Genomic DNA, 15,064 nt, shown 5'->3' with positions numbered 1-15,064 from the left:
GTTTCCCGAGGCGCGCGGCGCGCCGTATCCGGTGTATTCACAACGCCATCCAAGTGAGCGCACCCGCGGCGCCGCGCCCGCAGCCTCCACCAAGTATGCGGGATCCCGCGCCGCCGCGTCCAATCGGGCCAGTGTGAATAATGTTGAACCTGTAGAGGCTGATATTTATTGTACAATCCAGCGCTTTCCGTTATAGTGATCCCGGCCCCTGCGGGTCGTGCTTGTGCTCTCAGGAACGGAAACAGCGGCATATGGGAACCGATACGCGCATTACGCCAAAGTTGACCGGAATGGAAGTCGTCCAGGCCGTCATCCGAGAAAACTACGATTTCGAGGATGTCCAGCTCCCGGTGCAACTCGAAACCACCCACCAGCGCCGCCACCGAAAAATGATCGTCGACACCGACGCCGGCCGCTACCTCATCAAGACCTACCACCGCGATCCCGTTGTGCTCGACAACCTCCGCTTCCAGCACAACCTCTCCAACCACCTCCTCAACAACGGGATTCCCGTCGCCGAAATCAAGCGGGCACGCAATGGAAAAGGTATCGTCGAGGTCGACAACTGGGCCATGGAACTCCAGCGATTCCTCAATGGCGACCCCATGGAAGTCAGCACCCCCCGCCTGATTACCTCCTCCCGGATTCTGGGAAAATTCCACGAAGTCTGCCGCGGCGTGCCGGTTCCGCCCCGCGACGCCCGCAAGTGGCGATTCAGCGAAGTGCCCCGCGAGTCGCTGCAGCGTTTCGTGGAGATGGCGCGCCGGACGAGTGACTCCCCCCACATCGACGAATACGCAAACCAGATCGCCATCTTCCTGCACGACGCCGCCGAGGCCCTCAGCAAGCAAAAACGCGATACCTTCGAAACCGGCCTGATCCACGGGGACTGGCACGGCGGCAACCTGCTCTACATCGGCGACCAACTCACCGGCGTGCTCGATCTCGAGTTCGCCGGCGACGGCTGCTACCTCGAGGATATCGCCTACGCCATGTCCAACCTCTGCATACGCACCACCCTCAGCCCCGAAAAAATGGCCCACCGCGTCAACATCCTGCTCGACAACTACCAGTTCAGCCGCACCCTCACCTACAACGAACTCGTCGCCCTCTACTACGCCGTCGGCGTTAAACACGTCACCACCGTCGCCTACCAGGCCCCGCAAATGGGGGGGACCGTCGCCGGCTACACCCCCGCCCAATGGCTGCACCGCCTCGCCGTCCAGTTGCGCTGGCTCGCCGAACAATCCCGAAAAAGCCGCTGGGGCGAGTAGCCCGACCGATCCACAAGTCCGTCGGCTCAGGCGCGGATCAATTTCACCCCGTACGGCTCCATCCGGCGATCCCGCGTTACCAGCGTAAGCCCCTCGATCATCGCCTGCGCAATCAATATACGGTCGAACGGATCGCGGTGATGCATCGGGAGGCGCCCGGCGGCCTCGCCGTGAGCCAGCGTGATGGGGAGCGCGCGAAACCCGTTCGAAGACAGCTCGGTTTCAAGATTGCCCGGGACGTTAAGCTTCCCCGCGGCTGTCTTGATCGCGATCTCCCAGGCGGAAGCCGCACTTACCAGAACCAGGTTGTTGGGATTGCTGATCGCCCTGCGCGCGTCGCCGGACAGGGCCTCGTCATCCGCCAGCCACCAGATTAACACGTGGGTATCCAGAAGCAGATTCACGGATCGCTTTCGTAGAAGTCCGCGATGATGTCATCCGGCGTATCATCGAAGTCGTCCGCCATCCAGACCCGCCCCCGCCACGCGCCCGGCTTGCGCGGTTCTCCGGGCGCATCGTAAGGCGTCAAACGGGCAATGGGCTTCCCCGCGCGTGCGATGACGATCTCCTCGCCCGACGCCACGCGATCCAGCAGCCGAGACAAATGCGTCTTCGCTTCGTGGGTATTCACAATCGTCATACCGGCGTTCCCGTCTGGTTAAACTTAGCTTAGTCTATCCGGTGCGACGCACAAATGCAACCTGGTCTTGAGGCAGGGCAATCACCCGCAAACCCGGTCACGGGAAAACAATGGCAAATGTAGGATAGCCGTCCCGGCTGTCCACCGCGCCGAAGGCGAAGGATCGCGAACATTCTTGTCCGCGGCAAAGTGAGCCCACCTCCAAAAAGTTCTCCTGACCCCACCAAAGCCACCTCGAAAAGAAAGTGGCACAGGCGTCTCGCCTGTGTTCAGCGCCGCAAGGCGCAAATGTAGGATAGCCGTCCCGGCTGTCCACCCCGCCAAAGGCGCGAGGATCGCGGACATTTCCGCCGCGCCGGACCGCGCCCGAAGTGCAAGACAACTATGGAGCGCCGGCGGCCCGCCGGCATCGCGCCGCAAGGCGCAAAGCAACTATGGAGCGCCGGCGGCCCGCCGGCAGATTGCGCCGCAGGCGCAAGACAGCGTTCTGGAAATGCTACCGTTGCATCAGAAGCCGCGTGTAGTCGGAGGAATCCGGCAACGAGTTCTCGCACCTTCGGTGCCATGCCGCAGGCCCGCGCACTTAATTCGACGCCTGGATCATCCGTGGTGCGGCCTCACGGGCGGGCGGGGGCGTGGCATGGTGGTGGAAGTGCGCCGGAGACAGCTGGCGGAGGAAGTGGAGCAATTCCGTCACGGGCAAATGGGAGGTAGGTGCATTGCTGGCGTGGGTGGCCGCCGCGTGCTCATCGGCGGGGAGTAACCCGCCATCCCAGCCCGGCGGCAGGTAAACGCGGTCTCCAGCGATCGTCGGCGAAATCTGCGCGGGGTCGGATCCGGACATGAAAATATTCCACCAGTGCCGCGCGGGCGCTTCGCCCGCGGCCACCCGGGCGTCTTCCCAGTGGAGATAGGCCAGGCAGGCCAGTGGAATCAAGGTCGCAATCACAACCAACCCCGGAACCAGCCAGCGCCCGGCGGTGCGACGTACGCAGGCGCACTCATGTTTGCGCGCGCATCGTGCCGTATCGTCTCTGGAATCCATCATTCGTTGCCTTCGCACACAGGGTTCAATACATCGTTCGCTGCAGATTGTCAAGCAAAATGTGCGCCAAGAACCTCGTGTCTACATAAGTGGTTTCCATAAAACAACTTGCGATCAACGCGATACGCCCTGGGTTACCCGTCTCGTGTCGCAGGCGCGTCAACCGTTCCGCATTTACGGCATGCGATGCGCGCGCCGCCTCTACTCCAGCGCAAATATGCCCGATTCCGGGAAATGCTCGCCTCGAGCCCAATTCGGCCGCCACGTCAGCAGCGAAACCCCGAGCCGGGCGTCCGCCGCGTCGAAATCGTTAATTCCAATATTGAACTGGACGTGGTCCGTGGACGCCCCACCGACCTCCCGCAGCGACGATAGCGGAATCGCGAATTCGTACGTAATGCGGCCCTCGCCCAGCACAAAGGCCGACTGGCCGCCCAGCGCGCTGGATACATGCCGGGAACCGCTCCGCTCGTAGCCAGCCCGCTCTTCGGCGCTGATATCCGGGCCATTCACAATGGACACCGCCGATTCCGGCGTTAGCGGCGTCGCGGCGGGATCCTCGCCCGCCGCCCGCGCATAAAAAATCGCAAAGTCCTGCCACAGCTTCACCCCGCTGCCATCGATATCGTCGTCGTCCACCTCCAGCGCCGCATACAACATCTCGCCATCGTGCGCCACGCCAAACCGGAAAGACGCGTCCTGAGGTCCCTTCCACGCCATTTCGTTGGTATAGATCTGCCCCGGCTCGCGCATTTCATAGGGAAGCACGCCCCAGTCGTCCAGCTTCCCGTCCACGGTGATGCCCTCGCGGCGCGGCGCCGTGTGGCGGCCCTCCGCAAATAGCCGGTGCACGTCGCTGAACTGGATCGGCGGCGCGTTGAAAGCGTCATACACCCCCGTCCAGTGCAGCGCCAGCGGCTGAACCTGATTCAGCGGCACTGCCGGCTCCGCCGACGCCGTCACCCGCTTCGTCACCGTGCTCTCCGGCGGCACGATAAAGCCGATCGCGCTCGGCGATACGCTCAACGCGTCGCCGCCATCCACAAAGCCCTTGAAGCGCAGCGGCTTGTTCCAGGGATTCGTCACGGAAACCTCCCAGGTCGCCTCGCCAAGCGGCCCGTCCAGCAGAACCGGATTCGATTGCACCGCCGATCGATCGCGAAACGCGCTGAGTTCCTTTGCCAGCGCCGTGGTCCGAAAATCCACCGGCAGGATGCCGTCCAGCGCCAGCGCCGCCATCTTCGGGCCCTCGTCCGTCACCGTAACCCACATCACGTGATCGAACTCGCCGAAATCCTTCCCGCGCAGCCGCGTGCCGCCGCCCGTCGTGCCCATCGTCACGTATTGGATATTGCCGCGCTCCTCGTAAACATAATTGTGAACGTGCCCCGCGAAAAACGTGTGCTTCCGCCCTTCAAACAGCGGCGCGGCCTTCGCCCAGTGGTCCTGCTCGCTGATCCAGAAGGGCTTGTGCTGCAACACGAAGGTCCACCGCACATCCGGATGCCGGTCCAGCACGCCCTTCGCCCACGCAAGCTGTTCGTCGCTGTATCCCGTGCCCTTATTGTCCGAATCGTTCGAGTCCAGCACAAGAAAAAGCACATCCTGGTAGATAAAGTAGTAGTACGTCGGGCCCACCCGCTCCAGATACACCTCGTGCCAAAGCTGCCGCCCGACGTCATGGTTGCCCGGCACAAAGAAGAATGGCACGGTAAGCGGCTCCAGGTACGTCATGAACTCGTCCCACTGCGCGTGCAGCTCCTCCTGCGTGTCCACATACCCCTCGATCAGATCGCCCACGCTGATAATAAACGCCGGCTGAAGCAGGTCCGCTTTCTCCATCGCCTCCCGGAAAATCCCCGGCCGCGGCGTCCCCGTATTGTCCGATACCACCACGAACTGAAAGTCACGCGGCGCAAAACGGGGCCGGTCGCTGGTCCACGGTTGCTTGTCGCCGGCGATCGCGTGTTCAATGGCGGGCGCGTGGTCGTGATCGTCGCCGGGGTGGGCGGGCGCGACCCCGGGAACGAGCAGGGCGGCGATCAGTAACACAATGTACTTGGACATGGGGAGAACCTCTCGGGTGATTATGGCCTGAAACCAGCAATAGGCGAATATCGGAATCATGTACTGGAATCCCGTCGGGTCGCAACTTTTACCCGAGTGCGTTCTGGTAGGGTGGACACGGGCCACAATGCCGTACCCGGCCCTTGTCTATACCGCCGGAACGCGGGCTGCGCTTCCCGGCCCGCTCCCAACGCCCCGCCGCCAGCTTGACCCGGATTCCGCATTGTGATTCAATTTCAGGGGTGAGTCTTACCGGATGTGTGTCGCAATCACGCCGTCCCGACGGACGGAGAGAGCAGTCTTCATGATGTACCGCAGTTTCTGCCTTGCGGGCCTCGGCCTGGCCGCCGCAATGGCCGCCGGCGCGCCCGCGGCCGGGGTCGACTTTCAACAGCAAATCCTGCCCCTCCTGGCGGATCGTTGCTTCGCCTGCCACGGCCCCGACGCGAACCAGCGCAAGGGCAAGCTGCGCCTCGACCGGGAAGACGGCGCCAAAGCCTCCGCTATCGTCCCGGGAGACGCCGCGGCAAGTGAGCTGCTCAAGCGCATCACCGCCACCGACCCGAACGACCTCATGCCCCCGCCGGATTCGGGAAAAGATCCCTTCACGCCGCAAGAAGTGGCGCTCCTCCGCGCCTGGATCGACGAAGGCGCGCCCTGGGCCGGACACTGGGCCTTCACCGCGCCCGGCGCGCCGGAACCGCCGTCCGTACACCTCAATACCTGGCCCCGCAACGACATCGACCGCTTCATCCTCGCACGCCTCGAAGCCGAGAGTCTCGCCCCGTCCCCCGAGGCCAGCCGCGAAACCCTGATCCGCCGGCTCGCCTTCGACCTCACCGGCCTCCCGCCGTCCCTGGAGGAAATCGACCGCTTCCTGCTCGACAACGACCCCGGCGCCTACGAGGCCCTCGTCGACCGCTTCCTCGCCTCGCCAAAGTTCGGCGAGCACATGGCCCGCGCCTGGCTCGATGGAGCCCGATACGCCGACACCAACGGCTACCAGAACGATTTCCACCGCGTCATGTGGCCCTGGCGCGACTGGGTCATCGGCGCCTTCAACGACAACATGCCCTACGACCAGTTCCTCATCGAACAAATCGCCGGCGACCTGCTCCCGAACGCCACCGAATCGCAGCGCGTCGCCACCGGATTCAACCGAAACAATAAGAGCGTCACCGAGGGCGGCTCCATCGAGGAAGAGTGGCACGTGGAGAACCTCGTGGACCGCGTCGAAACGACTTCCACCGTCTTCATGGGCCTGAGCATGGGCTGCGCGCGCTGTCACGACCACAAGTACGATCCCGTCAGCCAGCGCGAGTTCTACGAGTTCTACGCCTTCTTCAACAGCACCGAGGACCGCGGCTTCTACGAAGAAACGCGCGGCAACACCGGCCCGCAGGTCTATCTGCCCTCCTTCGAGCAGCAGCGGGAACTGCACGCCCTCAAAGCCGGCGAGCAACAGGCCCGCGAAGCCCTCGGCGCCGCCCAGGCGCGCGCCGGGTCCGATTTCGACGCCTGGCTAAGCGCGCTTCGCGAGCAAGCGCCTTCCGCGGCGGCCCCGGCCCCCGTCTTCGAAGCGGAACTCCGCGGTACCCTCCCCGCGACGCCGGAAGTCACCGAGCCCGCTCCGTCCACTGAGTCCACTGAGTCCACTGAGTCCACTGAGTCCACTGAGTCCACTGAGTCCACTGAGTCCACTACGTCCACTACGCCGCCCGCACCCGCCTGGACCACAGGCCCGCTCGGCCCCGCGCTCGCCCTCGATGGAACCCCCGCCACAACCCTCGACCTGGGACAGGCCGTCGCCTTCGATCGCGAAAAACCCTTCACCGTATCGCTCTGGCTCAAGCCGGAAGCCGCCGGCGCCCTCTTCAGCAAGTCCGACGAGGCGAACAGCCACCGCGGCGTGGACGCCATGATCACCGACAGCGGCGACGTCGAAGTCCACATCGCCAGCGTCTGGGATACGGACGCGCTGAAGGTCTCCGCCGAGAAAGCCGTCCGTTTGCGGCAGTGGTCGCACCTCGCCGTAACGTACGACGGTTCTGGGCGCGCCGCCGGCCTCGCGGTGTACGTCAATGGTGTCGCCGCGCCCCTGACGACCATCAAGGATGCGCTCGCCGGCCCCATCGATACCGTCGAGCCGCTCCGGATCGGCCAGCGGACCCAAAGCGTGCACCTGCGCGGCGCGATCACCGGGGTGCGCTTCTTCAACGTAGCCCTGCCGCCCGACGCTATCGCGCCGGAAATCGAAACGTACCTCGCCGCCGCGCTCCCGGCGGAATTGCCCGAGGAACAGGCGACCGCGCTCCGGGAATTTCACGCGAACCGCGTCGCCACCATCGTCCGCCCGGAACAGGAGGCGCTGGACGCCGCCGCCCGCGCGCGCGCCGAACTCGAAAAGAAAATCCCCAGCGTCATGGTCATGCGGGAGCGTGAAGAGCCCCGCCCGACCTATCTGTTGCAGCGCGGCGCCTACGACGCCCCGGACACCAGCGAACAGCTCTTCCCCGGTGTGCCCGAGTTTCTGCCGCCCCTGCCCGACGGCGCGCCGAACAACCGCCTCGGCCTGGCTCTGTGGCTCGCCGATTCGACGCATCCGCTTACCGCGCGCGTCGCGGTGAACCGCTTCTGGCAGCAGATCTTCGGACGTGGCCTCGTAAACACGGCCGAGGATTTCGGCGTCCAGGGAAGCCCGCCCTCGCACCCGCTCCTGCTCGATGCCCTCGCCGTGCAATTCCGCGAGAGTGGCTGGGACATCAAGGCCCTCCTCAAAACCATCGTCACCAGCGCCACCTACCGCCAGTCGAGCGCCGTGAACGAAACCCTGCTGGCCGCCGATCCGGACAACCGGCTCTACGCCCGCGCCCCGCGCTACCGGTTCAGCGCCGAGGTCGTCCGCGACAACGCCCTCGCCGCCAGCGGCCTCCTCGCGGGCCGCATCGGCGGGCCGCCCGCCATGCCCTACCAGCCCGAAGGCCTCTGGGACGAACTCGCCGGCGGCGCAAACCAGGGACCCTACATCCAGGGCAAGGGCGAAGACCTCTACCGGCGAAGCCTCTACACCCACCGGAAGAGAACCGTGCCGCACCCGACGCTCGCCACCTTCGACGCGCCCAGTTTCGAGTACTGCATTGCCCGGCGCGGCCGAACGAATACACCCTTACAGGCGCTCGCGCTGCTGAATGACCTGACCTACGTCGAAGCGGCCCGAAACCTGGCGCAGCGCATGCTCGCCGGCGCGGAAGGCGATTCCGCCGCGCGTCTGGGCTACGGCTTCCGCCTCGCAACCGGACGCCACCCAACGCCCGCCGAGCTCGATACGCTCGCCAGCGGTCTGGAAGCATTTATCCAGAAGTACCACCAGGACAGCGCCGCCGCCGAAGCCTTCGTGGCCCACGGCGAGTCGCCGGTTCCAAGTCAGCTACCCGCGCGGGATCTCGCGCCCTACATGACCGTCGCCGGCATACTCCTCAACCTCGACGAAGCGATCACCCGGGAATAAAGGCAATGGCCCTGCTCGCAATAAACTACACCACGAAATCCCAGCCCCGGCGACCGCCCATCAGTACCCGTCGCTCGCCAAAGTCCCTCAGGTCCCTCAGGTCCCTCAGGTCCCTCAGGTCCCTCAGGTCCCTCAGGTCCCTGCTGTCCCTGCTGTCCCTGCTGTCCCTGCAACCCACCACAACACCGGAATACACACCATGGACGCACTGAAGTTCGCCCAACACATCAATCGCCGCGATTTCCTCCAGCGCACCGGGTGCAGCCTCGGAGCCGCCGCCCTCGGCCTACTCGGCGCGCGCGAAGCCGCCGCGGACAGCGCCGTCCGCCGCGCCGTCGCCGATTTCGCGCCCCGCGCGAAGCGCGTCATATACCTCTTCCAGTCCGGCGCGCCCACCCAGCTCGAAACCTTCGACTACAAGCCGGGCCTGCGCGATCTCGAAATGACCGAGCTCCCCGACAGCATCCGCATGGGCCAGCGCCTCACCGGCATGACCGCGAACCAGGACAAATTCCCCGTCGTCTCCTCGCGCTTCAAGTTCGCGCAACACGGCCAGAACGGCGCCTGGATCAGCGAGCTGCTGCCCTACACCGCCGGCATCGTCGATGACATCGCCATCGTCCGCTCCGTATACACCGAGGCCATCAACCACGACCCCGCCATTACCTTCTGCCAGACCGGCTCGCAGCTCGCCGGACGCCCCAGCATGGGCGCCTGGGTGGCCTACGGTCTCGGCACGGCAAACGAAAACCTGCCGACGTTCACCGTCATGATATCCCGAGGCACCGGACGCCTCGGCACCCAGCCGCTCTACGACCGCCTCTGGGGCAGCGGCATGCTCCCCAGCCGCTACCAGGGCGTCAAGCTCCGCGCCGGGGAGGAGCCCGTGCTCTACCTCGCCAACCCCGCCGGCTGCGACACCCAGACCCGCCGGCAAATGCTAGACCAGCTCCGTGACCTCAACCAGCACAAATACAACGTCGCCGGCGACCCAGAAATCCTGACGCGTATCGAGCAATACGAACTCGCGTTTCGCATGCAGGCCGCCGTGCCCGACCTCACCGACATCAGCGACGAGCCCGATCATATTCTCGACCTCTACGGCCCCGACGTCCACAAGCCCGGGACCTACGCCCGCAACTGCCTGCTCGCCCGCCGCATGGTCGAGCGCGACGTCCGTTTCGTCCAGCTCTACCACATGGGCTGGGACCACCACGACAACCTGCCCGACCACCTCAGCAAGCAATGCCGCGACACCGACCAGCCCTCCGCCGCGCTCGTGGCCGACCTCAAGCAACGCGGCCTGCTCGACGAGACCCTCGTCATCTGGGGAGGCGAATTCGGCCGCACCGTCTACAGCCAGGGCAAGGTCACCGACACCACCTACGGTCGCGACCACCACCCCCGGTGCTTCTCCCTCTGGATGGCCGGCGGCGGCATCAAGCCCGGCCTCGTCTACGGAACCACCGACGACTTCAGCTACAACATCGTCGAAAACCCCGTCCACGTCAACGATCTCCACGCCACCATACTGCACTGCCTCGGCCTCAACCACGAACGCCTCGCGGTCAAACACCAGGGCCTCGACGTGCGCCTCTCCGGCGTCGAAGAGCGCCATCCCGTGAAGGCGCTGCTGGCGTAAACGGGATGCAGATAGTACGGCCGGAGAAAAGAGCCAATCTGAAGTGGTCAGCACACCGCACTTCGAACCGTCACCTGGTTGTCTTCCCGGCAAGAACCGGCCAATTCCGGCAGCCGTAGCGCTTCCACATTCACCGCCATAGTTCTACGCCCGCCAACGGGGCTTGGGCTTCCAGCCTGAGGCAGCGTGAGCGCCGGTTTCGAGCAACCCATCAACGCCACAAAACGCAGCCTCGGAATCCCCGGGCGAAACCATCCATTCTTCATTCATGTCCATTCGCGTTAATTCGCGGTTCAACTTTCTTGGGTTTCGGCCAACGGCCGCCCTGTCCCCTTCATGTCTTCGGCCGCGGGCCAAGGCGGCTCTAAGTTCTTTGTGTTCTTTGTGCTCTTTGTGGCTCCAAATCCAATCCCCCCGCCCGAAAGTGGACTCGACACCATTTCCTGAACCCTCAAGCGACCGAATCGCCCCCGTGCGCCCCGGCAATCCGCCCCGCACACGCCGCGACTTCCTCCCGAAGCGAATCCGGCGCCACCACCCGTACCTGCCCAGCGAATCCCAGCACCCAGCTCAACACCTCCCCCTCGCTCGTTGCGTGGAACCGAAGGCGGATGCGCCCCCCATCCAACTCCGTGATTTCCTGGTCGCGGCTCCAGTTCCGCTCGCGGATATACGGCGCGACCTGCGACTCCGCCTCAACCACCACCTCGAACGGCTCGCCCGGCATGAACCCGAAATAGCCCTCCGGGCGGGAGGCCGCCTCGATCGCCGGAAACGCGCGGTCCGTGCAGGCCGCCGACTCAATCCGCTGGATCGCCAGGCGCGGCTCGTAGAACCCGTTCTTCTTTTTCAGGTCCTTCTCCCGCCGCGCGAGCACATACAGCGTGTCACGGTGCGCCACCAGCCGCAACGGCGCCACCGCCATCGCCCGGCCCGCCGGCTGATCATGCGCCCGGTACACCAGCTCCACAATATGCCGGTCGTGCAGCGCGTCCACGATCGTGCGCAGCGTCTTCTCATGTGGCGAGTAATCCACAAATCCCTTGAACACCTGCATCGCCACATTGTGCAGCGCCGCGTCCCGCGCCCCGAAATCATCCAGCAGCACCGTCGTCCGTGCAATCGTCTGACCCACCTCATCCCGGAGACCCCGCGGCAGCAGATGCCACAGCAGATCCCGGCAAAGCGCCAGCTCCCGGATCTCCTCCGCCCCCAGCGTCACGTTCGGCTTCTGCGCCGGCGCCGCCGCCCAGTAATACTTCTGCTTCCCCACGATCTCCGATTCCACCCGCACATGCGCCGTCCGCGTCAGGTCAATATGATCCACCAGGCGCATCACCGTGGGCTTTGAACAACCCAGGCGCTTCGACAGCTCCGTCAGCGAATACCGCTTCCCCGAAAACAACAGCAGGCTGTACAACATAAGCGCTTTCATAGTCGCCGTAGTGTCCTGATCCCGTTTCTTCGCCATGACTACTCCCCATCAGTTAACCAGACCATCGTTTCAGAATCCGGAATGATAGGCCGGATAATGCGCTCCTGTTGTACGGCATCACCGCAAGCAGGATCAAAAAAGGGGTCCAGTGTGATCCGCACCTCCGGCCCCGAAAGGCGCAAATGTAGGATAGGCGTCCCGCCTGTCCAATGCGCCGAGAGGCGCAAAGGATCGCGGACATTCCTGTCCGCGGCAAAGTGAGCTCGCCTCCAAAAAATCCCCCCCTCCTACCAAAACCACCTCGAAAAGAAAGTGGCACAGGCGTCCCGCCTGTGTTCAGCGCCGCCAGGCGCAAATGTAGGATAGGCGTCCCGCCTGTCCAAAGCGCCGAGAGGCGCAAAGGATCGCGGACATTCTTGTCCGCGGCAAAGTGAGCTCGCCTCCAAAAAATCCCCCCCTCCTACCAAAACCACCTCGAAAAGGAAATTGGCACAGCCGTCCCGGCTGTGTTCAGCGCCGCCAGGCGCAAATTGTAGGATAGGCGTCCCGCCTGTCCAATGCGCCGAAAGGCGCAAAGGATCGCGGACATTCCTGTCTGCGGCAAAGAGAGCTCGCCTCCAAAAAGTTCCCCCTGACCCCACCAAGACCACCTCGAAAAGGAAATTGGCACAGGCGTCCCGCCTGTGTTCAGCGCCGCCAGGCGCAAATGTAGGATAGGCGTCCCGCCTGTCCAAAGCGCCGAGAGGCGCAAAGGATCGCGGACATTCCTGTCTGCGGCAAAGAGAGCCCACCTCCAAAAAGTTTCCCCTGACCCCACCAAGACCACCTCGAAAAGAAAGTGGCACAGCCGTCCCGGCTGTGTTCAGCCCCGCCAGGCGCAAATTGTAGGATAGGCGTCCCGCCTGTCCAATGCGCCGCCAGGCGCAAAGGATCGCGGACATTCCTGTCTGCGGCAAAGAGAGCCCACCTGCAAAAAAGCTTCCACCGTTCCGGAAACTGAAACGATCCCATGCTACACTTCATATCAGAAGCGCTCCACCAGGAGCCCTGCGGCAACGGGAGCATGGGAGGGAGGATCGCCGCGCGGCGGAAATGCCGCGCCGGCGGGTGGGGCCAGTGTGCGAAGGGGGGGCGGGCCGGTTCACGCCGGTCCGCCCCCGAAAGGGAAGAAAGGCGGAACAATGAAAACCAGATGCATACTGAGTGTAGTCGCGATTGCGATACTCGGCGCCATCCCGGCGGACAGCATCCGCATCGGCGGCGTAACCCACAAGGACGTCTACGTCGGCAAGGACAGCCGGTTCTACTACGTGCACTTTCCCGACGAGGGCCGCGTCGAAAAGATCAGCCGCGCCCGGCGCGATGTGGATCCGCCACAGCTTGATCCCGATCCCGACGCGCGCGAGGCCATCCGCGCGCGCTTCGATGCCGCCCGCGCCCGCGCGGAGGAAGCGCGCGCCGCCGCGGACGCCACCCTCATGGAAGCCGACGCCGATGCCTACACCCGGCGAAAAGCTATCGCGGAGTTCGCGCGCTTCGAATCCCAGCTCGCCGGCTGGCGCGCCCTCGCCCCGGAACAGCAACAGCGGGTGCTCGACGAAGTCCTCGCCCTCGCCGCGTCCAACCACGCCCGGCTCGCCACCGAACGCGTCACCATTCAGGGGCGGCGAGAGCACCTCGACGCCACCCGCGCCGAACGCGAGGACGAACTCGCGCGGTTGCGCGACAAGCGGGATACGGCCATAGAACGGGCCCGCGACCGAAGCAACGAAGGCTTCTACCGCGAGATGCACGAACGCCGCATCGTGGCCTATCAACAAGGCTTCCGGAGCAGCGTGGGGGACTTGTGGGCCCGCGAAGCCAACATCGAAGCCGCCCACAAGAACAAACGGATTCAGGACGCCCGGAAAGAGTACAAACAGGAGGCGACCTCCCACGAAGAAGCCCTGAACAACGTCAACAAGGCGATAGCCCGGAACGCGCGCGACGCCATCAACACCGGCAACAAGGCCCGGGATGCGGAGCGCCGCTACGCCGCCATGCTCGCCCGCATTGACGAGCTCATTCTCGCGTCCCAGGCCGAATACGAACCCTACATCGAATTCGAACACATCGATCAATGGTCGGCGCGCGAAGAACTGCGCACGCCGCCCATTACCATCGAACACAACCTGTGGCGCCTCACCTGCACCCGCGACGACTTCGGAATCGACAGCAACCTGAAAATCACCGTGGTCGACGCCGAAACCGACTTACCCCTCACCGCCATAACCAGAAAAGACTTCCTCCACCAGCGCACACTCGTCTTCGAGCGGCCCGGCCGCTTTTACTTTACCCTGACACAAGACTCCCACGCCATTCCCTGCGAAATACAAGTCAGCGGAATCAGCGAACCAGAGTGACAGCTATGGAGCGCCGGCGGCCCGCCGGCAGATTGCGCCCCCGGCGCAAGACAACTATGGCGCGCCGGCGGCCCGCCGGCAGACTGCGCCCCCGGCGCAAGGCAACTATGGAGCGCCGGCGGCCCGCTTCTAAGATTGCGCCTCGGCGCAATACATCTATGGAGCTCCCGGCGGCCCGCTTCCACAGACTGCGCTCCCGGCGCAAGGCAACTATGGAGTTTACGGCTCCGCATGGCAGATTGCAGCCCCCCGGCGCAAGACACGGAGCGCCGCATGGCCCGCCGGCCAGAGACTGCGCCCCGGCGCAAGGCAACTATGGAGCGCCGAAGGGCCCGCTTAAGCAGACTGCGCCCCGGCGCAAGGCGGTCTATGGAGCGCCGCATGGGCCCGCCGGCAGACTGCGCCCCCGGCGCAAGGCAACTATGGAGCGCCGGCGGCCCGCCGGCAGACTGCGCCCCCGGCGCAAGGCAACTATGGAGCGCCGGCGGCCCGCCGGCAGACTGCGCCCCCGGCGCAAGACATCTATGGAGCGCCATTTGGCGGTCTGCGCCAGGAATCAGCCGCCTGCTGCACAGAGCTTATGGAGCCGCCGGCAGACTGCGCCCCCGGCGCAAGGCAACTATGGAGCCCCGGCGGCCCGCCGGCAGACCGCGCCCCCGGCGCAAGACAGCTATGGAGCGCCGGCGGCCCGCCGGCAGATTGCGCCCCCGGCGCGCCATGCACACCGCCTCCATCAGTAAAAGCACATACCGTTCCGCACTACAGACCGCTAAAGTGTTACGTTTCTTCTGCAAGTTCTTTCGTTCAAAATCCATATAACCATTTGTTGTATGAGCATTTGCGAAGCGAAAGCTCCATGGAGAATTCCCGGGCCATTCCGCAAGTTTCGTGGTCGAAATTCTTTTCTTGCCCACGGATTACACCGATGACACGGATTGAAGCGACACGCGAACCAAACGAGAAGAAGCAGCCCGCCACCCTCTCAACCCCGCTACAATTCCGATGCGGAACAATCCGAACAGGCCACCTTGGAAACAGCACGCAGCCGCCC

The 15,064-nt window shown here is 64.4% G+C and carries 9 protein-coding genes; 4 read left to right on the top strand and 5 right to left on the bottom strand.

The window, feature by feature from the left end; translation table 11 throughout:
• Window positions 1-251 precede the first annotated feature (251 nt).
• Window positions 252-1,274 carry a phosphotransferase gene (locus KF886_02840; protein MBX3176273.1) on the top strand — a complete coding sequence of 341 codons (1,023 nt, stop codon included), beginning with the start codon at window positions 252-254 and terminating at the stop codon, window positions 1,272-1,274.
• A 26-nt stretch (window positions 1,275-1,300) separates the two neighbouring features.
• On the opposite strand, the gene KF886_02835 is transcribed toward KF886_02840, so the two are convergent.
• The 4 genes from KF886_02835 to KF886_02820 all read right to left on the bottom strand — a co-directional run bounded on the left by KF886_02835 (window position 1,301) and on the right by KF886_02820 (window position 5,086).
• Window positions 1,301-1,678: a type II toxin-antitoxin system VapC family toxin gene (locus KF886_02835; GenBank protein ID MBX3176272.1), complete on the bottom strand. Its 378-nt coding sequence runs from the start codon at window positions 1,676-1,678 to the stop codon at window positions 1,301-1,303.
• The gene (locus KF886_02830; GenBank protein ID MBX3176271.1) at window positions 1,675-1,914 is read right to left on the bottom strand and encodes a type II toxin-antitoxin system Phd/YefM family antitoxin; all 240 of its coding nucleotides are present in this window, start codon (window positions 1,912-1,914) and stop codon (window positions 1,675-1,677) included. The genes KF886_02835 and KF886_02830 overlap by 4 nt, the downstream gene beginning before the upstream one ends.
• A gap of 583 nt (window positions 1,915-2,497) precedes the next feature.
• The gene (locus tag KF886_02825; protein ID MBX3176270.1) at window positions 2,498-2,863 is read right to left on the bottom strand and encodes a hypothetical protein; all 366 of its coding nucleotides are present in this window, start codon (window positions 2,861-2,863) and stop codon (window positions 2,498-2,500) included.
• Window positions 2,864-3,160: 297 nt separating this feature from the next.
• A complete protein-coding gene (locus tag KF886_02820; GenBank protein ID MBX3176269.1) occupies window positions 3,161-5,086 on the bottom strand; it encodes a metallophosphoesterase in 1,926 nt (641 codons plus the stop codon).
• A 244-nt stretch (window positions 5,087-5,330) separates the two neighbouring features.
• On the opposite strand from KF886_02820, the gene KF886_02815 reads away from it, so the two are divergent.
• Window positions 5,331-8,534 (top strand): DUF1553 domain-containing protein, encoded by a 3,204-nt coding sequence (locus tag KF886_02815; GenBank protein ID MBX3176268.1) that lies wholly within the window; start codon window positions 5,331-5,333, stop codon window positions 8,532-8,534.
• Window positions 8,535-8,733: 199 nt separating this feature from the next.
• Window positions 8,734-10,176 carry a DUF1501 domain-containing protein gene (locus tag KF886_02810; GenBank protein MBX3176267.1) on the top strand — a complete coding sequence of 481 codons (1,443 nt, stop codon included), beginning with the start codon at window positions 8,734-8,736 and terminating at the stop codon, window positions 10,174-10,176.
• Between the two features lie 451 nt (window positions 10,177-10,627).
• Here KF886_02810 and KF886_02805 read toward each other — a convergent pair whose 3' ends face one another.
• Window positions 10,628-11,647 carry a WYL domain-containing protein gene (locus KF886_02805; protein ID MBX3176266.1) on the bottom strand — a complete coding sequence of 340 codons (1,020 nt, stop codon included), beginning with the start codon at window positions 11,645-11,647 and terminating at the stop codon, window positions 10,628-10,630.
• Window positions 11,648-12,792: 1,145 nt separating this feature from the next.
• Here KF886_02805 and KF886_02800 point away from each other — a divergent pair.
• Window positions 12,793-14,013, top strand: a complete 1,221-nt coding sequence (locus tag KF886_02800; protein MBX3176265.1) for a hypothetical protein — start codon at window positions 12,793-12,795, stop codon at window positions 14,011-14,013.
• Window positions 14,014-15,064 lie beyond the last annotated feature (1,051 nt).

This window comes from Candidatus Hydrogenedentota bacterium (assembly GCA_019637335.1).
GTDB lineage: Bacteria > Hydrogenedentota > Hydrogenedentia > Hydrogenedentales > JAEUWI01 > JAEUWI01.
Note: the sequence above shows the minus strand (reverse complement) of the source record. Positions and strands in the feature narration are given on the sequence as shown.

Coding starts and splice junctions, on each gene's coding strand:
- KF886_02805 (MBX3176266.1), bottom strand. CDS start 11,647: ATGGCGAAGAAACGGGATCAGGACACTACGGCGACTATGAAAGCGCTT.
- KF886_02800 (MBX3176265.1), top strand. CDS start 12,793: ATGAAAACCAGATGCATACTGAGTGTAGTCGCGATTGCGATACTCGGC.
- KF886_02820 (MBX3176269.1), bottom strand. CDS start 5,086: ATGATTCCGATATTCGCCTATTGCTGGTTTCAGGCCATAATCACCCGA.
- KF886_02815 (MBX3176268.1), top strand. CDS start 5,331: ATGATGTACCGCAGTTTCTGCCTTGCGGGCCTCGGCCTGGCCGCCGCA.
- KF886_02830 (MBX3176271.1), bottom strand. CDS start 1,914: ATGACGATTGTGAATACCCACGAAGCGAAGACGCATTTGTCTCGGCTG.
- KF886_02810 (MBX3176267.1), top strand. CDS start 8,734: ATGGACGCACTGAAGTTCGCCCAACACATCAATCGCCGCGATTTCCTC.
- KF886_02840 (MBX3176273.1), top strand. CDS start 252: ATGGGAACCGATACGCGCATTACGCCAAAGTTGACCGGAATGGAAGTC.